This window comes from Cryobacterium sp. M15, assembly GCF_002929675.1.
GTDB classification, from domain to species: Bacteria; Actinomycetota; Actinomycetes; order Actinomycetales; family Microbacteriaceae; genus Cryobacterium; species Cryobacterium lyxosi.
In genome coordinates this window covers 40,241-63,447 of the sequence record NZ_PJJW01000032.1, presented here as the reverse complement: position 1 = coordinate 63,447, position 23,207 = coordinate 40,241, and the positions used below count along the sequence as shown (strand labels likewise).

Below are 23,207 nucleotides of genomic sequence, written 5' to 3'. Positions count from 1 at the left end.
GTCTAGCCTTGCGCGAAGAAGGAGCTATCCTCAGCGCCCTCTTCGGTGGTGCTGTCGCCGGAGACGACGACGTGGGACGGCGAGAGCAAAAAGACCTTGGCCGTGACACGCTCGATCTTGCCGTAGAGGCCCTGCGACAAGCCACTGGCGAAGTCGATCAGGCGGCGAGCATCACCATCGCTCATCTGCGACAGATTGATGATGACGGGAATGCCTTCACGGAAGGATTCGGCGATGACCTGGGCGTCTTTGTAGGCGCGCGGGTGAACCGTGAGAATTTCATTCATATCAGACGCAGCCACATTCTGGGGGGTCGAAGTCTTACGCAGCGGGGTGACCGGTGCACGACCGGCAGAGTTCTGGGCCGCGTTGGAGGGTGCGGCGTTACCGTACGGCGCGTTGTCGTGCCCGCGTGCAGGCACCGCACTCACGTGGTTGCTGGCGGCAGCACTCTGGGCGCTGGCGGGCGCCTGGTACTCCAGCTCTTCGTCTGCCAGACCCAGGTAAACCATGGTTTTCTTGAGCGGGTTGGACATGTCGACCTCCGTGTTGGTTTGCTACTTCGAGATTAACTGAGCACCGGGCGATTGCCGGTGATTGCCGTGCCAATTCTTAGGTGTGTCGCCCCTTCGAGCACGGCAGCCGCGTAGTCCTGGCTCATGCCCATAGACAACGCGGTGGCCGTGGGCACCTGCTGACGGATCTGTTCGCTGAGCTCGCGAACGTAGGCGAAAGCACGACGCGGCTCCTGCCCCAAGGGAGCGACGGCCATGAGCCCGAGCAGGCGCACGCCGGGAACCATGAGAGCGCTGTCTACGAGGGCCGACAGATGTGCGGGATCCACGCCTCCGCGCGCCGCGTCATCCGTCAAATTTACCTGGATGAAGCAGTCGATAGTCGATTCTTCCGAGGCCAGTGCGGTCACGAGAGACTCCCGATCAACCGAGTGGATAACGTTGGCGTAGGCCCGCACCTGGCGCGCCTTCTTTCCCTGCACCTGCCCGACAAAATGCCAAACGAGGTCGAGATCGGCCAGCGACGCGGCCTTGGACTGCGCCTCCTGGTGCCGGTTCTCGCCCATGTTGCGCATACCGAGGGCGTAGAGCTCTTCGATCAGTGAAATGGGGTGAAACTTGGTCACGACGATCGTGGCGATGTCGGCCGGATCGCGGCCCGCTGTTCGGGCCGCATCGGCGACACCGACGCGCACGGTTTCCAGACGGGTTGCCAAATCGCTCGGTGCCGACGCGTCAGCTGCCGGTTCGGAGGAAACCCCGTTGGGAAATGCCAGGCTCATAGTGTTCTGTCCGTTGCGTGTGGTCGATTCGTTTGGTGATCAGGGTACATCCCGAAGCCGATGCGACCTGATCGGCTCCGGGATTGCCTGTCATCGACTTACTTGAGGAAGTCGGGGATGTCCAGGTCGTCGACCTCTTCTTCAAAGGCCGGGTCGGCAACGGTCACGCCGTTACCAGCGTCAGAGCCGCCCCAGACGGACGCCGCGAGCTCGCCATCGCTGTAGCTGCTGGACTCGGTCGCCGGGACTTTCGTGGCGCTGCCGGCGGATGCTGCCGCACCGGCCGTTGCTGACCCGGCACCGGCCGCAATTCCAGCGGCCACCAGGTCGGCACGCCGAACCTCGACCGCTTTGGCGCCGGGCTCGCCACCGTCAAAGCCGGCAGCGATCACGGTGACCCGTACCTCGTCGCCCAGGGTGTCATCGATGACGGCACCGAAGATGATGTTGGCTTCGGGGTGCACAGCTTCCTGCACGAGGCGGGCCGCATCGTTGATCTCGAAGATTCCCAGGTTGGATCCGCCCTGGATCGACAGGAGTACGCCGTGAGCGCCGTCGATCGAGGCTTCGAGCAGGGGCGACGCGACGGCGAGTTCAGCCGCCTTGATCGCACGGTCGGCTCCGCGGGCCGAGCCGATGCCCATAAGGGCCGAGCCGGCGCCCTGCATGACCGACTTGACGTCGGCGAAGTCGAGGTTGATCAGCCCGGGGGTGGTGATCAGGTCGGTGATTCCCTGCACGCCAGCCAAGAGCACCTGGTCAGCGGTCGCGAAGGCCTCGAGCATGCTGATGCCGCGGTCGCTGATTTCGAGCAGGCGATCGTTGGGCACGACGATAAGGGTGTCGACCTCGTTCTTGAGCGAGGCAACACCGGTCTCGGCCTGGGCCTGGCGGCGCTTGCCCTCGAAGCCGAATGGCTTGGTGACGACACCGATGGTGAGCGCGCCGATGGACTTGGCGATGCGGGCCACGACGGGGGCGCCACCGGTTCCGGTGCCACCACCCTCTCCAGCGGTGACGAAGACCATGTCGGCCCCGGCGAGGGCTTCCTCGATCTCCTCGGCGTGATCCTCGGCGGCGCGGCGACCCACCTCAGGGTCAGCGCCGGCACCGAGCCCGCGGGTGAGGTCGCGACCGACATCGAGCTTGACGTCGGCATCGCTCATGAGCAGAGCCTGGGCATCCGTATTGATGGCGATGAACTCGACACCGCGGAGGCCCAATTCGATCATGCGGTTGACGGCGTTGACACCGCCACCGCCGATACCGACAACCTTGATGACGGCTAGATAATTTTGATTGTTTGACACGTCCGGCCTCCGGGTGGAACCCTAAACCTCTAGTCGAAGTTTAAAGTTATGCTGAGTATGCAATTCCTGTTTACGAAAGTATGCGGGTGCGACGCGTCACTGGGGAGGCTCGCCCGCGTGTCGCGAAGAACGGGCAGAATCCGTTGCGATCTAGCGCAACACCGCGCTGTCGGGCGACGACACGTCGTACTCATTGACCGTGCCGGCGGGGTGGCCGATCAGTAGGGCGGCGAGCACGATGGCTTTGTAGCCGGATTTTTCCGGGCTGCCCCAGACCACCCGCTCACCACCGAGCAGGCTCAGTGTGACATCGTCGGTGGTAACGGCAGTCACCGCGTCCAACTGGGTACGGATACTTTCGGGCAGGGCTGCGAGGACCGCGGCGGCGGCCTTGAATCCGGCACTGGTGATTCCGTCCGGCGCGTCAATGAGCGGGTAGCCTGCCGTGCGCTCCGGCGACGTTTCAATGACCACCCCGGCGGCGTCGACCAGGTCGAATCCGGTCGGACCGGCAAGCACACCCACCGGTACCCGTTCGACGATGCGCACCACGAGTGTGCCCGGTGGGCGACTCTCGGTGACGTAGCTCTGAATCAAGGCGAACTGTGACAACTCACGCTTGATCAGGTTGCTGTCGATCAGGGGCAGCGGGGTTCCGAGCTCCTCGGAAAGCGCTGCCGACACCTCCCCCGCCGGAATGCGGCTCGTCCCGACGACCTCTATCGTGCGCAGAGCCATCAGGGGTGAGTAGGCGGCGCCGATGATGAGCGTGAAGGCAAGAAGAATCGAACCGACACCGAGAATCCACGCAGTGCGCCGACGACGTGTGCGCCCGGTGAACCGCCGCACTTCGGCCCGTTCGAACCGTTTGCGGGCGCGCTGGGCCGCCCGCAGCAACGACCGGGCCGCACGGGCACCCGCAGTGTCGCCAGAGGGCTCCTGGACCCCACCTGCCTGCTCCGAAGCCGCCGGCGCAGCCGGCATCAGAACCGACACGGGCGCGGCTGTGATCAGCGAAGCGGACGCCCGTCCCCCAGCGAGAACGATCGGTTCTGTCGTCGTGTCGGACGCACTGAACGGTTTTGGCGAACTTTTTTGTGCAGCGCCACCCCCGGCACGCGCAGCCTTCTGCGCTGTCGACGAGGAAGGTTTCTTCCTGGGCACCCGCGAAGGCGCTGGAGCCGCGTGAGAATCCGTGGGCGTGGGCGTCGGTTTCGGTTTGGCCCGGGGCGAGTCCGCACGCCGTTTCGAGGCAGGAGCGGCCGGGCGAACCGGCTCGGAAGTCGGCTCGCCCGACCGATCGAAGCTGGCCGGTCGCTTCACCGCCGCCTCATCCGCGTACTTTTTCGAGCGCGGCGAGCAGCTGGGGCACGATGCGGTTGACGTCTCCGCAGCCGAGGGTCACGACGAAGTCACCGTCGCGGGCGATACCGGCGAGGTAGTCGGCCGCATCCTGCCAGTCGGGCACGTAGGCAACGTGCGAGGGGTCGCGGAACCGGTCGGAGACGAGGGCGCCGGTGACACCGGGTTCTGGATCTTCGCGGGCGCCGTAGACGCCGAGCACGATGGTCTGGTCGGCGAAGGTCTCAAGGGTCTCGGCGAATTCCCGCGCGAACAGGCGGGTGCGGCTGTACAGGTGCGGCTGGTGCACGGCGATGATGCGGCCCTCACCGACCACCGTACGGGCCGCGGCGAGAGCGGCAGCGACCTCGGTCGGGTGGTGGGCATAGTCGTCATAGACGCTGACGCCGCCGACCGTGCCGTGCAGTTCGAACCGGCGCTGGGTGCCGCCGAAGCCGGCGATCGCGTCGAGGCTGGCGGCGGGGTCGAAACCGAGACCGACCAGCACGGCGAACGCGCCGGCGGCGTTGATGGCGTTGTGTTTGCCCGGGATGCGCAGGGTGGCGCTGTAATCCGCTCCCTCCCAGGAGACGCTGAAACTGACCGGCCCGGCAGTGGTGATGGAATGCACGCGTACTGTGGAATCGCGGTGCTGGCCGAACGTGACGACGCGGGCGGCGGCATCCGCTTTATTCAGGCCGGCCGTAATGGCCGCGGTGACCCTCACCGCGCCGATGTCATCGGAGGAGATGACGACCAGTTCGCTGGCAGCGCGGCTGAATTCGACGAAGGCGGCCTCAAAAGCTTCGAGCGAGCCGTAGTGGTCGAGGTGGTCGGGGTCGACGTTCGTAATCAGGGCGACCGCCGTGTGGTACAGCAGAAACGAACCGTCGGATTCGTCGGCTTCGACCACGAACAGGTCATCGGCGCCGCTCGCGGAGCTCACCCCGAGCGATTCGATCACGCCCCCGTTGACGAAGCTGGGGTCCTGGCCGAGGCCGAGCAGTCCGGTGACGATCATGCCGGTGGAGGTGGTCTTGCCGTGTGCGCCGGCGACCGATACCAGGCGGTGCTGGCGGATAAGCCAGGCCAGGGCCTGGGCGCGGTGCAGCACCGGCAGGCCGCGTTCATTTGCGAGCACGTATTCGGGGTTGTCCTGCCAGAGGGCGCCGGTGACGACGAGGGAATCGGCGGTTCCGACGTTGGCGGCATCATGCCCGATGTACACGGTCGCACCGAGTTCACGCAGGGCCTGCATGTTCGATGAATCCTTCGCGTCCGACCCAGTGACCGTATAGCCCCGATCCAGAAACAGCCGAGCGATGCCACTCATGCCGGATCCGCCGATGCCCACGAAGTGCACACTTCCGAGCGTGTCGGGAATAGTCAGGTTGAGGTCTGGTTTGATCACCGTGGTGCGCTCTTCTCGATTGAAGCTAAAAAAACAGTTTGTGCGGGCACTACGTTACGCGTGCCCACCGACGTTCAGGTCGTGAGCGCCTCGTGAATCAGGTCGACCATCTGGATCGTTCCGTCGAGCGCGCCCACGGATGCCGCCGCCCGCGCCATAGCCGCCACGTGCGCCCGGTCGCCCAACAGGGTCACCAGCTCAGCCTGAACAAAAGCCGGCACGAAGTCCTTATCATCGATCAGAATGCCGCCACCGGCCGCCAGCACCGGTGCAGCGTTGAAACGCTGTTCGCCATTGCCGACCGGGTATGGCACGTATACGGCCGGAATCCCGAGCGCACACAATTCGCTCACGGTGGCAGCTCCCGCCCGGGTTACGGCAAAATCAGCCGCCGCAAGGGCGAGATCCATGCGGTCGCAGTATTCGAGCAAGTGGTAGTTCGGCAGCTGTGGGTCGGTGACCTCGGCCTTCGACCCGGTAATGTGCAGTACTTGCCAGCCCGCCGCGACGAGGTCCCGCGCTGCAGCGACCATGGTGGCGTTGAGCTTGCGGGCACCGAGTGACCCGCCGGTGACGAGCAGCACGGGGCGTTCTTGGACGAGACCGAAGAACGCGAGAGCGTCGGGCCGGGCCTTCGTCCGGTCGAGTCGTTCGATCTCCGGTCTCAGCGGCATGCCCACGAACCGGGCGTGCCGAATCGGGGTACCGGCGAACGCGACGCCGACGTGCCGGGTCAAGCGCGCCCCGAGCTTGTTGGCCAGCCCCGGCCTGGCGTTGGCCTCGTGAATAACGATCGGCACGCCGGCACGGCGGGCCGCGAGGTATGCCGGTGTCGAAACGTAACCCCCGAAGCCGACGACCACGTCGACCCGGCGCGAACGGATCACGTCGGTCACCGTTCGCACGGCCGCATTGAACCGCGGTAGAAAACGCATGGCGGCTCGATTCGGGCGGCGCGGAAACGGCACCCGGGCAACGACGATGAGTTCGTAGCCGCGGGCCGGGACCAGGCGGGATTCGAGGCCTTCAGCGGTGCCGAGAACCAGCACCGTGGCATCCGCTTCAGTGGCGCGGATGCGGTCGGCGACGGCGAGTAGGGGGTTGACGTGGCCGGCGGTTCCGCCGCCCGCCAGAAGGTACGTGGTCATGCCCGGTGCGCCTCGATGAAGTCGGTGTCGTGGAAATCGTTCTGTGCTTCGCTCGAGCGGTCGCCACGCGCGAAAGAGAGCACAATACCGATCGCTACGAGGGTCGTGAGCAGGGCCGTGCCACCGGCCGAGATGAGCGGCAGCGGTACGCCCAACACGGGAAACACCCCGAGCACCACGCCGATATTGACGAAGGCCTGGCCGATGATCCAGACCATGGTGGCGGCGACGGAAACCTTGGCCTGCACGGTCGTGACCGAACGCATGATGCGGAGGAAGGCGAAGGCCAACAGAATGAACATGCCCAGCACGACGATGCAACCGATCAGGCCCAGCTCTTCGCCGATGATGGCGAAGATATAGTCGTTGTCGGCCGCCGGCAGCCACGACCATTTGGCCTTGGAGTTGCCGAGGCCTACGCCGAGGATTCCACCGTTGGCCAGCGCCCAGGTGCCGTGCAGCGGCTGCCAGCAGCTGTTGGAGATCTCCCCACTCAGTTGCGTACAACTCTCGTTGAGAAAGCTCGTGATGCGGGTCATGCGGTTGGGGCTCACAATGGCCAGCACGATAGCGCCACCGACACCGATCAAAAGCGGCACGGCGAGCAGCCGCAGTTTGACGCCAGCGAAGAACAGTGCGCCGAAAAGTATGCCGGCCATGATCATGGCGGTTCCGAGGTCACCGCCCATCATGACGAGCAGCACTGCCCCGCCGCCGACCCCGAACACGGGAATGAACACGTGCTTCCAGTCGTCGAGTTGGTGTTGTTTTTTCGACAGGATCATGCCGAGCCAGATGACCAGTGCCACCTTGATACCCTCAGACGGCTGAAACTGGATACCGAAGATGTTCAGCCAGTTGGTGTTGCCTCCGGTGCCGCGGCCGAGTCCGGTGGCCACCACCAGAAATTGAAAGAAACAGGTGATCAACAGCGACGGCCAGGCCACGCGCCGCCAGAACGCGAGCGGCAGCCGGCTGACGACGAGCATGAGTGGAATGCCGATCAGCGCGAACATCCCCTGACGCAGCAGCCCGCCGAAGAAACCCATGTCAGCCAGGAAGGAGTCGACCGACGACGACGACAGCACCATGATGAGGCCGAAGATGACCAGAAACAGCGTGGTGCCCAGCAGTAGAAAGTAGTTGCCACCCTCAGCTTTGAACACCCGACCGAGGTTGATGCGAACTTGGGGTCCTCCCGGCGTTTCCGGCTTTGTCGGTTGGGCGGATGCCAGCGTCTGGCGCCCGGAAGCAGGCACGGTGTGGACGGCCGGGCGTGACGTGGTGCGTGATGCGGGGTTACGCGGCACCTGAACCATCCGCGTCACCTGCCTAGAAGATCGTGTACTGCCTGATTGAAAAGCCGGCCGCGTTCGACATAACTCTCGAACTGGTCCATCGACGCGGCAGCCGGTGCAAGCAGCACCGTGTCTCCGGTCCTGGCGATCCCGGCAGCGAGCCGCACCGCCACCGTCATCACCTGTTCGTTCCCGTTCGATACAGTGTCGTCCGGGTCGATCTCGAACACGGTCAGGTCAGGGGCGTGTCGCGCGAATGCCTGGCGTAATGCCAGGCGATCGACGCCGATGATGATCGCGCCGCGCAGGCGACCCACGTGCTTGTGCACGAGCTGATCGATGTCGACCCCCTTGAGCAGCCCGCCGACGAGCCAGACGACCGACTCATAAGCGGCCAGGGAGGCATCGGCGGCGTGCGGATTAGTCGCCTTGGAATCGTCGACCCATTCCACGCCGTCCCCAATGGCCACGGTCTCGATGCGGTGCGCGTCGAGATGGAAGGTCTCCAGTGCCGTGTGGATGGTGGCCGGCAGTACGCCGTACGACCGGGCCAGCGCGCTCGCGGCGAGCACGTCCATGATCACGTGCGGGGCGCCGAGGCCGGCCGCGACGAGGTCGGGAACGGTGGTCAGTTCAAGGGCACGTTCGAACCGGTCCGGAAGGAAGGCCCGGTCGCAGACGATGCCGTCGACGATGCCCAATTCGCTCGGCCCCGGCACGCCCAGGCCGAAACCGATCGCCCGGGCACCATCTTGCACGTCGGCTTCCTGAACCATTTGCCGGGTGGCAGCATCCGCTGTGTTGTAGACGCAGGCAGCCGCGGTGTTCAGGTACACCTTGGCTTTTGCCGCGCGGTATGCGGCCGCCGAACCATGCCAGTCCAGGTGGTCGTCAGCGACATTGAGGCAGAGACTTGCCCAGGGGGCCAGGGCGCCCGGACCGCTCTGCGGCAGGTGGTGCAACTGGTAGCTGGACAGTTCGACGACGAGCACATCCCAGCCGGCGGGATCGCGAATGGCATCGAGCACGGGCACGCCGATGTTGCCGCAGGGGGCGACGCGGCTGCCGTGGGCGGCGAGCATGGTGGCGGTGAGCTGCACGGTGGTGGTCTTGCCGTTGGTGCCGGTGACGAGTATCCACTCGGCGGGAACGCCGACCTTGTCGCGCAGCCGCCAGGCGAGTTCGATGTCACCCCAGACGGGAACCTGGTTCTCCGCCGCCCAGATGAGCAGCGGGTGATCGGGATGGAAGCCGGGCGACACGATGATCACGTCCGGCCTCTGTGCTGTCAGTTCAGCAGGCACCTCCCGCAGGTCAGCCTGCACGTACGGCACTCCGAGCACCGTGAGCAGGTCGAATCGTTCGTCGGGCCCGGTTGACGCCAGCACGAGCACGTCGGCGCCGAGTTCAGCGAGGGTGTCAGCGGCGGCAAAACCGGTCACGCCGAGTCCGAGTACGGCCACGCGCAGCCCGTTCCAGTCAGCGTGCCAGCTGGTGAGTTCGTCGAGTCGGTTGTTTCTAAACAGATTGACATCACCCATTAGCGCGACAACCACTCGAGGTAGAACGAGCCGACACCGGCCGCGACGAGCAGGCCACCGATGATCCAGAATCGCACGACGACCGTGACTTCGGCCCAACCCTTGAGCTCGAAGTGGTGATGGATCGGACTCATCAGGAAGATGCGTTTACCGTGGGTGATTTTAAAGTAGGCACGCTGCACGATCACCGATCCGGCTTCCATCACGAACAGGCCGCCGATGAGTACGAGGAGCAATTCGGTGCGGCTGAGAATCGCGAGGGCGGCCAGCGCCCCGCCGAGGGCGAGCGAACCGGTATCGCCCAGAAAGATCTTGGCCGGCGAGGTATTCCACCAGAGAAAACCGATCAGGCCACCGACGATAGTCGCCGCGACGATGGCCAGGTCAAAGGAATCGGGACCGAGATAGCACTTGTATTGGTCAGCGGCATCTGATCCTCCGAAGCAGCTCTGGTTGGACTGCCAGAAGCCGATCACCACAAAGGACCCAATGGCGAAAGTGGATGCCCCCGTAGCGAGGCCATCGAGGCCGTCAGCGACGTTGACGCCGTTCGAGGTCGCGGCCACGATCAGGCAGATCCAGAGCAGGAACACGGCGATGCCGATGAACGTGCCCAGTTTCATGAAGTCGAGGGGTAGGTCACGAATGAATGAAATGCTCGTCGAAGCGGGTGTCTGGCCGTTGCGGTCGACGAATTGCAGCGACAGAACGCCGAAAGCCCCGGCGACGATGACCTGCCCGAGAACCTTGGACCAGCCACCGAGCCCCAGGCTGCGCTGGTGGCGGGTCTTCAGAAAGTCGTCGAGAAAACCAACCAGCCCGAGGCCCACCATCATGAACAAGACGAGCAACGGTGACGGGGTGAATGGTCGTTGCTCGATCAGCATGGCCGTGAAATAGCTGATCAGTACGCCCAGAATGATGATGATTCCACCCATGGTGGCGGTACCGCGCTTGGCGTGGTGACTCTTGGGGCCGTCGTCTCGAATGAACTGGCCCCAGCCGAGCTTCTTGAACAATCGAATGAACAGCGGCGTCAGAAACAGCGTGAACGCTAGCGAAAACGCTCCGGACAGCAGCAGAACTCTCACGAGAACAAGTCTCCCAGTCGATCACCGAGAAATCGCAGACCCGCTGAGTTGGATGACTTCACGAGCACGGTGTCCCCCGGATTCACGTTGCTGCGCACCAGTTCGAAGGCTTCGTCCGGCGTGTCGACATAGACCGACTCGCCGTCCCACGAACCCTCGTTGATCGTGCTGATATGCATTCGGCGGGCTCGCTGGCCCACCACTATCATCTGGGAGATGTTCAGTCGCACAGCGAGTAGCCCGATGCGATCGTGCTCTTCACCGGCCAGTTCGCCGAGTTCGGCCATCTCGCCGAGCACCGCGATGGTTCGGCAGCCGGGAGTAGCGATCTGGGCAAGCGTCTTGAGCGCTGCGCTCATCGAGTCGGGGCTCGCGTTATAGGCGTCATTGATGATCGTGACGTTGTCCTTACCGCCGAGCACCTCCATGCGCCAGCGTTCGGCCCGTGTGGTGGCTTGCAGCGCGGCGACGATATCACCAAGCGACACCCCGAGTACCTCGGCGGCGGCCGCCGCAGCGAGGGCATTCATGACGTGGTGCTCACCGAGCACCGGGAACACGACCGGGGCGCTCTGCCCGTCGGCGAGGTGCAGGGTGAACGTCGTTCCCGTGCGACCGGAGTGCAGGTCGCTTGCACGCACGTCGACCTGGCCATACTCGCCGAATCGCACGATGCGCGCCGGGGTGATCGCGGCCATCTGCGCGACGCGCGGGTCGTCGGCGTTCAGCACCGCGACATCCGTTGGAAGCAGGTCGGTGACCATCGCGGACTTGGCCCGCACGGTGGCGTCAAGATCGCCGAATTCACCGGCGTGGGCGAGACCGATGGTGAGCACGATGCCCACATCGGGTCGTACCAGGCGCACAAGGTTCGCGATGGCGCCCTCGCTACTGGCGCCCATCTCGATCACCAGAAAACGGGTGTCGTCGGTGACCTCGAGCATCGTCATCGGTGCCCCGACCTGGTTGTTGAAAGAGCCCTGCGGGGCGACGGTGACGCCGACCCGCTCGAACATGCTGCGCAGCAGGTTCTTGGTGGTGGTTTTGCCGTTGGAACCGGTGACGGCAACGATCTTGAGGTTCCCGGCGGAGCGCACCCTGGCGACAACGGCGGAGGCCAGGGCGCCGAGCGCTGCAACGGCGTCGGCCACGACGATCTGAGTGACCGGCAGGTCGAGCAGCCGTTCCACGATGAGCAGCGCGGCCCCCGAGGCTGCGGCGGCGGGCGCGAACAGGTGTCCGTCGGTGACCGCGCCGGGCTTGCTGATGAAGATGGAGCCGGGTTCGACCAGCCGGGAGTCGGTCTGCACCGAACCGTCAACGAGGTCAGTGGCCGAGGAGGCGCCGGCGAGGTGCAGCGCACCGTTGACGACCTGGCTGATATCGGCCAGGGAGAGGGCGATCATTTACAGCCACCCCGCATCGCGCAGCGCCTGGCGGGAGTCATCCCGGGCCGAATACGGCAGTTTCACGCCTTGTACCTCGTGGTAGTCCTCGTGGCCTGGGCCGGCGTACAGAATGGTGTCTCCTTCGTGTGCGAGTGACAGCGCCGTGCGGAATGCCGCACGTGGGTTGGCCACTTCGTAGAACTCGCCGTCTGGCACGGCTTCGCGCGCTGCTTTCAACAAAACAGCACGGATGCTCGCGGCATCTTCAAACCGCGGATGAAAGTCGGTCACCACCACGATATCGCTGCCCTCGGCGGCGATCCGGCCCATATCGGCGCGTTTGGTGGTGTCGCGGTCGCCGTCGGCGCCGAACAGCATAATGAGTTTACCCGGCGTGAATTTGCGCAAGGCCGCGAGCGTATTGAGGAAGGCATCGGGGCTGTGCCCATAATCGATATAGACCAGCGGCCCGCGATCACCGGAGATGCGCTCCGCGCGGCCGGGGATGAACGCGACAATGCCACCGTCGCGGTTCAGTGTGTGCTGGATGGCGCCGAGGTCGAATCCGCTTTCCACGAGCATGACGATGGCCAGCGCAGCGTTGGCGGCCATGTACCAGCCGAGCAGCGGTACCCGGGTCTGCAGGCGACGGCCGCCCCGGCCCTCGAGCACGAAGTCGGTATGCGTGGCGGACTCCCCCACAACGCTCATGTGCCAGTCGGCGTCGACGTCGGCCAGGTTGCTGATGGTCGTCACCGGGATGCGACATTCGTCGGCGAGGCGCCGCCCCCACTCGGTGTCGACGGTGACGACACCTCGGTGCGACCGGTCGGGCTGGAACAGCTCCAGCTTCGCCTGGAAGTAGTCATCCATCGCCGGGTAGTCGTCGAGGTGGTCGTGGCTGAGGTTGGTGAACGCAGCGATATCGAAGACGAGACCGTCTACCCGGTAGCGACTGAGGGCTTGCGCCGAAACCTCGATGCCGACGGCACGTACCTCGGCCTCGTTCATACGGGCTAGTAAGGCGTGCAGTTCGCTGGCCTCGGGCGTGGTCAGGGAACTCGTGACGGCTAGATCGCCGATACGGCGTTCGGCAGTCGAGGTGAGCCCGGAGACGACGCCAAGTTGGTTCAGAATGCCGAACAACAGGTAGACGACGCTGGTCTTGCCGTTGGTGCCGGTGACCGCGAACAGGGTCGCCGGATTGTCATCGGTGCGATAAATCCAGGCCGCGACGGCGCCCAGCGCGGCGCGGGCATCCGGTGTGACCAAAACCGGCAGACCGCTGGCTGCAGCGAGCACCCCTCCGGCCTCGTCGGTCAAAATGGCCACCGCCCCCGCCTCGGCGGCCGCAGCAGCGAAGGTCGCGCCGTGCAGGTGCGCGCCGGGAACGCCGACATAGAGGTCGCCGGGTTGCACCGAGCTCGAGCTCAAGCTCACTCCGGTGACTTCGAGACCATCGATGTCTCCACGCAGTTCTAGATCAAATTCGGCAACCAATCCCGACAACGACCGCGGAACGGGATGCTCGGGACGGAGAGCCGACGGCGCCGGTTCAGACACGCAGGGCTCGCTTTCTTACCAGGTGGAAGGGAGGTCAGGCGCAGTCGCGCCTGAGGGAACCGCCCGGTACTTTTTCAACACCTGACTCATGATCTCCTGGAAGACCGGAGCCGGTGCGGCAGATGTATTCAGTTTAACAGGGTCGGCGATGCTGACCGAGACGACATACTGCGGATCGTCGGCCGGAGCATAGCCCGACACCGATACCAGATACCCGTTGGAGTACCCACCCTGGCCATCCGGCATCTGCGCGGTTCCGGTCTTGGCGGCGACCCGATAGCCGGGAATGTTCCACTTACTCTGCACCCAACTTTTCTGATACACCATTTCGAGCACGTCGCTGGTGTCCTGGGCTGCCTTCTCCGACAGCACCCGCGTGCCGACCTGGTCTGGCACGTTGGCCATGGTGCCGTCGGCCTGCCGGCAGCCCTCGACCAGCTGCACCGGCATGCGCACGCCGTCGTTGGCGATGGTTTGATAGATGCTCGCGACCTGCAGCGCGGTCGTCGTGAGGCCCTGCCCGAACATCGTGGCATAGCTGGTCTGGTTGTCCCACTCGGCGACCGGATGCAGAATGCCGCCATCTTCTCGGGGAAAGCCGGTCTCGGTGGGCGTGCCAACGCCGAACGCTGTCATGTAGTCGTACCGTTGCTGGTCGGTGAGTTTCTCACCGAACTTGGACATGCCGGTGTTGCTTGAGTCAATCAGCACGCCGGTGAGGGTCATGTGCTGATCCGGGTGCGCGTGGCTGTCGTTGATGTTGGCACCGTTGGCCGGCAGGTACCGGTAGGGCGCGACGATCCCGGTCTCGAGGGTGGCCGCCCCGGCGTCGAGAACGGATGCCATAGTGAGCGCCTTGAAGGTCGAGCCCGGTTCGAAGGACTGGGTGAAGGCGCGGGAGCCGCGATCTTCCGGGTTCTTGGTTCCGCCGACGTTGTTCGGGTCGACCGAGGGATAGTCGGCCACGGCAAGGAGCTTGCCGGTCTTGACATCCTGCACGACCGCGGTCGCCCACGCTGCCCCGGTCTCCTGCGCCCGCGCGGCGAGGGTCTGCTGCACGAACCAGTTGAGATCGGAGTCGATGGTGGTGATGACGTCGCCGCCATCGACGGCCTCGGTACTCGTGACGCTGCTGCCGGGGATGCGCACGCCATCGGCACCCTTCTCGTAGGTTTCTGAGCCGTTGGTCGAGGCCAGGCAGGTGTTCTGTCCGGATTCGAGGCCGGCCTGCGGCACGCCCTCCCCCGACAGGTAACCGAGCATGTTGCCGGCGACGGCCCCGTTCGGGTACACCCGGCTCGGGCTGTTCTCCGAATAGGTCCAGGGAATGTGCAGTTCCTGTACGGCCCGCAGCACGTCGACATCGACTTTCTGGGCGATATAGGCGAAATTCGCCTTGGCGTTGGCTTCGAGGGCGGCCCCAATGGTCAGCAGGATGGCGTCACCGGTTTGACCGGTTGCCGCGCCGATTTCGGCGGCGGCCTCAGCCACCGAGATGACAACCTTCTTGCCGTCGACGGTACGTTTGAAAGGCGTTGCGTTCACCGGGGACATGGTGATGTTGTAGCGCATGACCGTCCCCGCCAGCACGACGCCGTTGGCGTCGACGATCTCACCCCGCGAGCCATAGACGACCTGGCCCACCGAGCGGTTTCCCACGGAGTCGGCGGTGAGCGAATCAGCCTGCACCACCTGGATATCGACGAGCCGCACCAGGAACACGCCGATCACGGCGAACAGCACGACGAGGGTGAAGAAAGTGCGTCGACGGCTGGACCGGGAATTGGTCGGGTTGGTTCGGGCTCCGGTCTGTCGGGCACTGCTGTTGCGCACGCTCATCTGCCCATCATTGTCGACTCGGGGAAACTATCGGGTAGTGGGCGCCGCGAGTCCCGCCGGAACTACCGGTGCGCTCGTGATCGCCAGGGTTTCGCCCGTCCCCGTCGTGTCCTCCGGAAGCGCAGAGAGCGGGGTACTGCCAGCCAACAGGGAGTTGGGAACAAGACTGGCCGCTCCGGCCTGCGAGCCCGACGCTGAGGCGGGAGCGCCCAAAACGGCCCCGTCGGACAAACGGAGGTAGACGGGGTTGGAATTGCTGACCATACCCAGGCCCTCGGCATTGGCAGCAAGGCTCTGCGGGGAGGAGACCCGTACGAGGTCTTCACTCACACTGGCGGCCGTGCGGCCGAGCTCGGACTGGCTCGACTGCAGGCTGGAGATTTCATAGGCACCCTGGGAGATGCCGACACTGAGCAACAGCTGGGCCACGATGATGGCTGCCATGCCGGCCACCGCGGTGAGAGCATAGAAGATGCGCGGGCGCGTGCGGCGATTCGGAGCCGCTGAGACCAGACGAAACCCACGCCGTGCCGGCGCCGCGTAGGGTTCGCGTTCGATTGAAAATGACACGCGTGCCAGGTTGTCGCTCATGCGGCGGCCCTTCTCAATCGTTCAGCGGCGCGCAGTCGAACCGGCGTCGCGCGGGGGTTGAATGCTTTTTCTTCGTCGGAGGCCAGTTCAGCGCCACGCAGCAAAAGGGTGAAGAGTGGTTTGTGTTCGGGCAGTTCCACGGGAAGACCGGCGGGCGCTGTCGAGCCGGATGCCGCGGCGAAGGCCCGCTTGACGATGCGGTCCTCGAGCGACTGGTAGGCCATGACAACGATGCGGCCGCCGACTTGCACGCGGTCGAGCGCGGCCGGAATGGCCCGTTCCAGTACGGCCAGTTCCGAGTTGACCTCGATGCGCAGCGCCTGGAACACACGCTTGGCGGGGTGACCGAGGCGCTGGACGGCGACCGGGGTGGCCTTGGTGATGACGTCGACCAGTTGCGCTGACCGAACGAAGGGAGTCGTTTCGCGGGCTTCGACGATGGCCTTGGCGTAGCGGGCGGAAAGTTTCTCTTCGCCGTAGTCCTGGAAGATACGTTTGAGATCGCGTTCGCTGTAATCGGCGAGGATGCTCTCAGCGGTCAGGCCAGCTGTGCCGTCCATGCGCATGTCGAGCGGGGCATCTTTTGAATAGGAGAAACCACGTTCGACGCGATCGATCTGCAAGCTGGAGACACCAAGGTCGAAGAGCACGCCTGCAACCTCACTGATGCCGAGGCTATCGAGGGCTTCGCCGATACCGTCATAGACGGTGTGCACCAGGTGCACCCGGCCGGCGAAGGCCTTGAGGCGTTCCTCGGCGATGGCGAGGGCTTCGGTGTCGCGGTCTAGTCCAACCAGGGTCAGTTCAGGGAAACGCGCCAGGATCGCCTCGGCGTGGCCCCCCATGCCGAGTGTTGCGTCGACGAGAACGGCGCCGGGTTTTGTGAGCGCCGGGGCAAGCAGCGCAACACAGCGTTCGAGCAGTACCGGGGTGTGAATTTCGTTGCTAGCCATAATGCCGGGCTAGTCCGTGAAGCCTGATTCCCCTCCATTTCGACCTGGCACGGGGGAAGTGTGTCAGGGCAAAAACGGCGGGGAGTCAGGCGCCAGGGGCTAGAAGAGTCCCGGAATCACCTCCTCCGTCGTGTTGGCGTACGAGGTTTCCTGCTCGGCGAGGTACGTGGCCCACGCTTCGCTGTCCCAAATCTCGACTCGGCTGCCAGCACCGATGACGGTCAATTCCCGGTCGAGTCCCGCATAACTGCGGAGGTTGCCGGGGATGGTGACGCGGTTTTGTTTATCCGGTGTTTCCGAGCTCGCGCCCGACAAAAACACCCGGAGGTAGTCCCGAGCCTGCTTGCTCGTGACGGGTGCCTGGCGGATTTTGTCATGCAGCGTTTCGAATTCGCGGGTGCTGAACACGTAGATGCAGTGTTCCTGTCCCCGCGTCATCACCACACCGGTGGAGAGTTCATCCCGAAACTTCGCGGGAAGAATGATGCGACCTTTTTCGTCGAGCCGGGGGGCGTAGGTGCCAAGAAACACGCGCACCCCTTTCTTCCGGCCAGATTCAGGTGTGACTCCACTTTACTCCACCTTCATCCACTGACCTAAGTTTTTTTGAGATCTTTTCTCAAAAAAGCGTCCCGTGCACAGCAAATCGTTGACGAGTAACGGTGGAGGAAAATGGAGCAGCATGGTCAGGAACGCATGCTGACAGGGCCTTTTTGGGCACAAAAAAAGGGCCGATCAGATGATCGGCCCTTCCCAACTGCGAGTTCTTGAACTTTCGGAGCGCGGTGGAGGGCTGGAGTCGGTTGAGATTACTGCCCGTCTTGCCGTCGGTCCCAACGGTCATTCAACCGATCCATGAAGCCCTGGTTGGACTTGGCTTGGGCCGGGCGACGACCGGGTGACGACGGTCCGGGCACCGAACGAATGGCCCGGCCGGGAGTCACGGCGATGAGAACGCCGCCGAACATGATGACGAAGCCGAGGATGCCGAGCCAGAGCTGCGCAATGGCGACGCCGGCGATGAGGGCGACGATGCCAGCTACGGCGAGCAGCACACCGAGCGCGATAGAACGATAGTTCGGGCGAAGCCTGGACACTCCGACGCTGGCGACAAAGTCGGCATCGTTGTGATAAAGGCTGCGCTCCATCTCTTCAAGGAGTCGCTGCTCCTGTTCCGAAAGCGGCATCTCATTCCCTCCAGTTACGGGATCGAGCGGGTGGTTTGACAAATTCGCACCGGGCAAGCTCGACTAGCCTAATTCTAGCCCCGCCGGGATGGCTAGGCTACACGTGTGCCTGAAAGCAAACGCCTGGTCGACTTGGTTCAATCTCGCATCGACGCGTACCTCATGTCCCGCGAGCCAATTGTGACTCTGATCAGCTCCGATTTGACTGCACTCGTCGACTACTCACGGCAGTTTCTCAGCGGTGGAAAACGGTTCCGAGCGCAGTTCTGTTACTGGGGGGCGCAGAGCGTTTTACCGCCTGATTCCGGCCCGGAACAGGTCAGGCCAACAGCGGGCTTGACAGCCCCGGCCGGGTTGGGCGCAATCGTGTCAGCCGCCAGTGCCCTCGAAATTTTTCACGCGGCAGCGCTCGTGCACGACGACATCATCGACAATTCCGATACCCGTCGAGGTGCGCCGAGCGCCCACAAATTATTCGAACGCTTGCACGAGCATGAGGGCTGGGCCGGTGACCCCGCCTCATATGGCCGGGCGTCGGCCATTCTGCTCGGCGACCTGCTGCTGGGCTGGAGCGATGAGCTCCTCGACGAGGGGCTCGAGGAGCTCGCCGATCGGGCCTCCGCCCGGCGTGCCAGGCTCGAGTTCAACTTCATGCGCACCGAGGTCACGGCCGGTCAATACCTCGACATTCTCGAGGAACGCGCCTGGCTGGCCCAGCCGGAGGCGGAACTCCTCGATCGGGCCCTGCGCGTGATCGTCTACAAGTCGGCGAAGTACAGCGTTCAAGCACCGCTCGTGATCGGTGCAGCGCTCGCGGGCGCCTCGACCGTTCAGTTGAACTCGCTGCGCGCATTCGGCCTGCCGCTGGGCATGGCGTACCAGCTGCGCGACGACCTGCTCGGTGTGTTCGGCGACGCCGCCGTGACCGGCAAGCCAAGCGGCGACGACCTGACAGAGGGCAAGCGCACGGTGTTGATCGCACTGGCACGGGAACGCCTGACTGCCACCGACCGAGCATCGCTCGATTCCCAGCTCGGTGACCCAACGCTCGATGCCACACAGATTCGTTCCCTGCAGCAGCTCATCACAGCCAGTGGCGCCGTCGACCGGGTCGAGGCGCTCATCGAATCCCAGGTTACCGAGGCCCTGGCTGCTCTGCACAGCGCGCCCATCGGCACCCGTGCTCGGCAGAAGTTGCTGGAGTTGACCGATCGGGTGACGCGTCGAGCGTTTTGATCGGCAGCGGCAGTACGCCGGCCTGGTGAATCGAACCGCTGTCTAAGCCAGGGCTTGGGCGACCCGACGCACTTCGGCCTTGCGGCCGGCCCGGAGGGCTTCGATCGGCGGCACCCCCAGGCTGTCATCGACCTCGAGTAGCCAGGTCATGGCCTGCATGTCCGTGAATCCGTCGTCGGCCAGCACGAACAGCGTGCCGCGAAGCTCGGGTACGGGAGCGCCGTCTCGCAGGAACAGTGCCGGAACCGACACGACGTTGTCGCGCCGGATGGCCAGGAGGTATTTGTCATCGATCAGGTGCCGCACGCGGCTCTGGCTCATTCCGAGCAGGTTGACTAGGGCAGGAATAGTAAGCCACTCGGGCTCTGAAGACACATCACTCACCCGTTTAGCTTCCCACGATTTGGGGCCGCGGCAAAACTTCACGGCACTATTTAGTCGTGAACGGGCCATCTCAGGTCGCCTGGTCAATTGACTCCCTCTCATAATTGTGAAAACCTCGCTATGGGGAATGCTGCATTCGACCCGAAGCTGTACCCGCTGTCTGGATCACGCGCGTGCGCACAATGAACGGAGCACCATGTCGACCAAGGTGAACACGAATACGGCGAATGCCGCGGCATCCGCCGCTCGAAGTGCGGCCGTTGACGACGCAGGCAGCGTCGCCGTCTCCGGTCGCAGCTTCGTCGGTATCGACGCCGCGGCAAAGCGGCGTGCGAAGAAGCCCAGTGACCTGCGTTCCCTCTCGGCATCGCTGACCGTGCCCATCGTGCTGGTCAGCACCCTCGCGATCAGCCTCAACCTGGCCGCCCCAGCCCAGGCACAGGCCTTGGCGAAGAAGCCGCTCAAGTCCAAGCTCGTCGAGACCAGCCCCATAGGGATGGTGGCCGCGGTGGCCGCTGCCGTCCAGGTTGCCCCTGACCGGTACTCGGTCGTGGATGGCGACACCGTGAGCGGCATCGCCGCCCGGTTCGGCTTGTCGACGGCGGTCGTGCTGGCACTGAACGGTCTCGATTCCCGGGCCCTGATCTTTCCGGGCCAGGTTTTGACCCTGGCCCCGGCGGCGGCGCCAGCCACCGTCGTGGCCGCGCCGGCAGCATCCGCTTCGTACTCGGTGCGAAGCGGCGACACCATCAGCGGCATCGCTGCCGCCCATTCGCTGAAGACCGCCGACATTCTCAGCGCCAACGGACTGAACGGGCGCAGCGTCATCTACCCCGGACAGCTCATCCTCCTCGCGGCGTCTCCAGCGCTGGAGTCGGCGGCGTATGTCGTGCCGGTCACCGAGATCGCCGCAGCAGCCACCCATACCATCGCCATGGGCGACACCATCACCGCAGTGGCTGACGCGGCCGGGGTGAGCGTGCAGGCGGTGCTCGACGCTAATGGCCTGGGCTGGTCGAGCATCATCTATCCGGGACAGGTCTTGACTCTGCCGGTCACGCCGGCACCGGCATCCGTCTCAGCAGCTGCACTAATTCCCGTGGCAACGGCGGGTCTCGTGACTCCGATGTCAGAGGAGATGCGGCAGAACGCCCAGACGATCGTGGCCGTTGGGCGGGGAGCCGGTGTGAGCGATGCCGGTCTCGTCGTCGCACTGGCCGCGGCCGCCCAGGAATCCGGGCTGCGGAATGTGGACTACGGCGATCGGGATTCCCTCGGCCTGTTCCAACAACGCCCGAGTGCCGGCTGGGGTACGCCGGAGCAGGTGATGGATCCCGTGCGGGCCAGCCTCGCCTTTTTCGGCGGGGCAAGCAACCCGAACCCGGACGTGACCCGCGGTCTGCTCGACATCGCGGGTTGGGAGTCGATGACTGTGACCCAAGCTGCCCAGGCCGTGCAAATATCGGCCTACCCGGACTATTACGCCAAGTGGGAAACGTCAGCGCAGGCATGGCTGTCCCAAATCGGCTAGCTTGGCAGTTGACCCTGTGGCCCCCGACTTGGCTGGCGCCCTTCTGCGCGCCGCGCGCCTTGGCCGCCGCCGATTTCCGTAGAATCTAGGAGTGAGCGTTCCTGCGACCGACCCGATGATAGGCCGTCTTATTGACGGCCGGTATCAAGTGCGCTCGCGTATCGCGCGCGGCGGCATGGCCACGGTCTACCTGGCCACCGACCTGCGCCTCGAACGCCGGGTCGCGATCAAGATCATGCATGGCCATCTCGCCGACGACAGCGCGTTCAAGGTCCGCTTCATTCAGGAGGCCCGGTCGGCCGCCCGGCTCGCCCACCCCAACGTCGTGAACGTCTTCGACCAGGGTCAGGACGCGGACATGGCCTATCTCGTGATGGAGTACCTTCCCGGAATCACCCTTCGGGACCTGCTGAAGGATTACGGTCGCCTCACCCCCGAGCAGACGCTCGATATTCTCGAAGCCGTGCTCAGCGGGCTGGCCGCCGCCCACAAGGCGGGTATCGTGCACCGCGATGTCAAGCCCGAGAACGTGCTGCTCGCCGATGACGGCCGCATCAAGATCAGCGATTTCGGCCTGGCGCGCGCGGTCAACAACAACACCGCGACCGGCCAGGCCCTGCTCGGAACCATCGCCTATCTTTCTCCCGAGCTCGTCACCCGCGGTATCGCGGATGCACGCAGCGATATCTATGCCCTCGGCATCATGACCTTCGAAATGCTCACCGGTGAGCAACCCTATGTGGGCGAGGCACCGATGCAGATTGCGTACCAGCACGCCAACGACACCGTGCCGATGCCGAGCAGCAAGGTCGCCTCCGTTCCCCGCGAACTCGACGAACTCGTGCTCTGGGCTACTGCGCGCGACCCAGAAGATCGTCCCCGAGATGCCAGAGTCATGCTCGATCAACTGCATGACGTGAGCGCGCTGGTACGCGACGGTACTCAGGAATTGGCTTTGCAGTCGACCATGGTGCTGCCCGCCAGCCTGCGCACCGGCGCGAACGCGGTTGCGGATGCCGAAACGCAGGTTCTCGGCGCCAAGCTCGCTTCCACCAGACCTCCCGCCGCGACCTTGCTCGGTATTCACCCGGTCGGCACCGGTCCGGTCGATCCGCCCGACAGCGGCGACCTGCTGACGCAGAAAGCACACAAGCGCAAGCGCCGCGGGTTCTGGCTTTTCGCCCTCGTTATTCTCATCGCCGTTGCCCTTGGCGGTACCGGTTGGTATTTCGGTTCGGGCCCGGGGTCAGACGTGTCCGTCCCGAACTTCGTGTCGGCCTCCCCCGAGGCAGCGTCGACGCAGTTGACCGAACTCGGTCTGATCCCGAAGCTCGGCGGCGCATTCAGCGCCACGATCGCCGAGGGGCTCGTCATCGGCACCGATCCGGATACCGGCAGCCGGGTTCCGCAAGACAGCACGGTCACGATCATTGTCTCCCAGGGCCTGCAGCCCATCACGCTGCCCGCCCTGGCCGGTTTGACGCAGGAGGCGGCATCCGCTGCCATCACCGATCTGAAAGCCGTGGTGGGCAGCGTCGATCCGGTCTTCAACGGCGATGTGGCCGAGGGATCACTCATTTCGGCGAGCAAGGAATCTGATGGCGCCGACCTATCGGCCGGCGGCGAGTACTTCGAAGGCCTGACCGTGAATCTCGTCGTGTCGCTCGGCTCCATTCCCAACGTCGACGGCAAGACCGTGGCCGAGGCCACCGACATTCTGGTCGGCAAGAACCTGCTCGTGGTCTCGGGTGAGCAGACGTACAGCGACACGATCGCGGAGGGCGACGTCATCGGCGCGCAGGTGCCCGATGGCACCATTCGCGCGGGCGCTACCCTCACCCTGGTCATCTCCCGCGGCCCAGAGCCGGTCACAGTGCCCAATGTCGTCGGCATGTCCTGGACCGACGGCAAGAACGCCCTGACCGCGCTCGGCTTCAAACTTGCCTACAATCCGGGCGCGGATGCACCGATCTACTCCTCGCTCATTCAAGTAGCATCGACAGATCCAGCAGCCGGTACGTCATTGCCTAAGGGCAGCACGATATCGCTCAAGCCGACGAACCCGTTCGGCTGATCCCGTTCGACTGATCCCGGGCCC

The 23,207-nt window shown here is 64.5% G+C and carries 20 protein-coding genes; 3 read left to right on the top strand and 17 right to left on the bottom strand.

Annotated elements, in window-relative coordinates; genetic code table 11:
- Nucleotides 1–2: 2 nt before the first annotated feature.
- The 16 genes from CXY83_RS04535 to CXY83_RS04460 form a co-directional block, all read right to left on the bottom strand.
- Nucleotides 3–536, bottom strand: coding sequence for a cell division protein SepF (locus tag CXY83_RS04535; RefSeq protein ID WP_104196203.1), 534 nt, complete (start codon nt 534–536; stop codon nt 3–5).
- 32 nt (nt 537–568) lie between these two features.
- Entirely contained in the window at nt 569–1,297 is a 729-nt protein-coding gene (locus CXY83_RS04530) for a YggS family pyridoxal phosphate-dependent enzyme (protein ID WP_104196202.1), read from the bottom strand.
- A 98-nt stretch (nt 1,298–1,395) separates the two neighbouring features.
- The gene (gene ftsZ, locus CXY83_RS04525) at nt 1,396–2,607 is read right to left on the bottom strand and encodes a cell division protein FtsZ (RefSeq protein ID WP_104196201.1); all 1,212 of its coding nucleotides are present in this window, start codon (nt 2,605–2,607) and stop codon (nt 1,396–1,398) included.
- A 150-nt stretch (nt 2,608–2,757) separates the two neighbouring features.
- Nucleotides 2,758–3,603: an FtsQ-type POTRA domain-containing protein gene (locus CXY83_RS04520; RefSeq protein ID WP_233200584.1), complete on the bottom strand. Its 846-nt coding sequence runs from the start codon at nt 3,601–3,603 to the stop codon at nt 2,758–2,760.
- Nucleotides 3,604–3,937: 334 nt separating this feature from the next.
- On the bottom strand, nt 3,938–5,359 hold the full coding sequence (gene murC / locus CXY83_RS04515) for a UDP-N-acetylmuramate--L-alanine ligase (RefSeq protein WP_104196200.1): 1,422 nt from the start codon (nt 5,357–5,359) through the stop codon (nt 3,938–3,940).
- A gap of 74 nt (nt 5,360–5,433) precedes the next feature.
- Nucleotides 5,434–6,507, bottom strand: coding sequence for a glycosyltransferase (locus CXY83_RS04510; protein WP_104196199.1), 1,074 nt, complete (start codon nt 6,505–6,507; stop codon nt 5,434–5,436).
- Nucleotides 6,504–7,826: a putative lipid II flippase FtsW gene (ftsW, locus tag CXY83_RS04505; protein ID WP_104196198.1), complete on the bottom strand. Its 1,323-nt coding sequence runs from the start codon at nt 7,824–7,826 to the stop codon at nt 6,504–6,506. Before ftsW ends, CXY83_RS04510 begins: the two co-directional genes overlap by 4 nt.
- A 5-nt stretch (nt 7,827–7,831) precedes the next feature.
- Nucleotides 7,832–9,346, bottom strand: coding sequence for a UDP-N-acetylmuramoyl-L-alanine--D-glutamate ligase (gene murD / locus CXY83_RS04500; protein WP_104196197.1), 1,515 nt, complete (start codon nt 9,344–9,346; stop codon nt 7,832–7,834).
- Nucleotides 9,346–10,437 carry a phospho-N-acetylmuramoyl-pentapeptide-transferase gene (gene mraY, locus CXY83_RS04495; protein ID WP_104196196.1) on the bottom strand — a complete coding sequence of 364 codons (1,092 nt, stop codon included), beginning with the start codon at nt 10,435–10,437 and terminating at the stop codon, nt 9,346–9,348. Before mraY ends, murD begins: the two co-directional genes overlap by 1 nt.
- Entirely contained in the window at nt 10,434–11,843 is a 1,410-nt protein-coding gene (murF, locus tag CXY83_RS04490) for a UDP-N-acetylmuramoyl-tripeptide--D-alanyl-D-alanine ligase (RefSeq protein WP_104196195.1), read from the bottom strand. Before murF ends, mraY begins: the two co-directional genes overlap by 4 nt.
- A complete protein-coding gene (locus CXY83_RS04485; protein ID WP_104196194.1) occupies nt 11,844–13,388 on the bottom strand; it encodes a Mur ligase family protein in 1,545 nt (514 codons plus the stop codon).
- A 15-nt stretch (nt 13,389–13,403) separates the two neighbouring features.
- Nucleotides 13,404–15,227, bottom strand: coding sequence for a penicillin-binding protein 2 (locus CXY83_RS04480; RefSeq protein ID WP_104196193.1), 1,824 nt, complete (start codon nt 15,225–15,227; stop codon nt 13,404–13,406).
- 27 nt (nt 15,228–15,254) lie between these two features.
- Nucleotides 15,255–15,818, bottom strand: a complete 564-nt coding sequence (locus tag CXY83_RS04475) for a hypothetical protein (protein WP_104196192.1) — start codon at nt 15,816–15,818, stop codon at nt 15,255–15,257.
- The gene (gene rsmH / locus CXY83_RS04470; protein ID WP_104196191.1) at nt 15,815–16,771 is read right to left on the bottom strand and encodes a 16S rRNA (cytosine(1402)-N(4))-methyltransferase RsmH; all 957 of its coding nucleotides are present in this window, start codon (nt 16,769–16,771) and stop codon (nt 15,815–15,817) included. The genes CXY83_RS04475 and rsmH overlap by 4 nt, the downstream gene beginning before the upstream one ends.
- Nucleotides 16,772–16,870: 99 nt before the next feature.
- A complete protein-coding gene (gene mraZ, locus CXY83_RS04465) occupies nt 16,871–17,302 on the bottom strand; it encodes a division/cell wall cluster transcriptional repressor MraZ (RefSeq protein ID WP_092110083.1) in 432 nt (143 codons plus the stop codon).
- A 278-nt stretch (nt 17,303–17,580) separates the two neighbouring features.
- A complete protein-coding gene (locus tag CXY83_RS04460; RefSeq protein WP_104128429.1) occupies nt 17,581–17,958 on the bottom strand; it encodes a DUF3040 domain-containing protein in 378 nt (125 codons plus the stop codon).
- A gap of 105 nt (nt 17,959–18,063) precedes the next feature.
- Here CXY83_RS04460 and CXY83_RS04455 point away from each other — a divergent pair, with 105 nt between their 5' ends.
- Entirely contained in the window at nt 18,064–19,194 is a 1,131-nt protein-coding gene (locus tag CXY83_RS04455) for a polyprenyl synthetase family protein (RefSeq protein WP_104196190.1), read from the top strand.
- Nucleotides 19,195–19,236: 42 nt separating this feature from the next.
- Here the strand turns inward: CXY83_RS04455 and CXY83_RS04450 are convergent, their stop codons facing one another.
- Nucleotides 19,237–19,569, bottom strand: coding sequence for an Rv2175c family DNA-binding protein (locus CXY83_RS04450; RefSeq protein WP_369831124.1), 333 nt, complete (start codon nt 19,567–19,569; stop codon nt 19,237–19,239).
- Between the two features lie 205 nt (nt 19,570–19,774).
- Here CXY83_RS04450 and CXY83_RS04445 point away from each other — a divergent pair, with 205 nt between their 5' ends.
- Nucleotides 19,775–21,109 carry a LysM peptidoglycan-binding domain-containing protein gene (locus CXY83_RS04445; protein WP_104196189.1) on the top strand — a complete coding sequence of 445 codons (1,335 nt, stop codon included), beginning with the start codon at nt 19,775–19,777 and terminating at the stop codon, nt 21,107–21,109.
- Nucleotides 21,110–21,200: 91 nt separating this feature from the next.
- A complete protein-coding gene (gene pknB / locus CXY83_RS04440; protein ID WP_104196188.1) occupies nt 21,201–23,183 on the top strand; it encodes a Stk1 family PASTA domain-containing Ser/Thr kinase in 1,983 nt (660 codons plus the stop codon).
- The last annotated feature ends 24 nt before the right edge of the window (nt 23,184–23,207 follow it).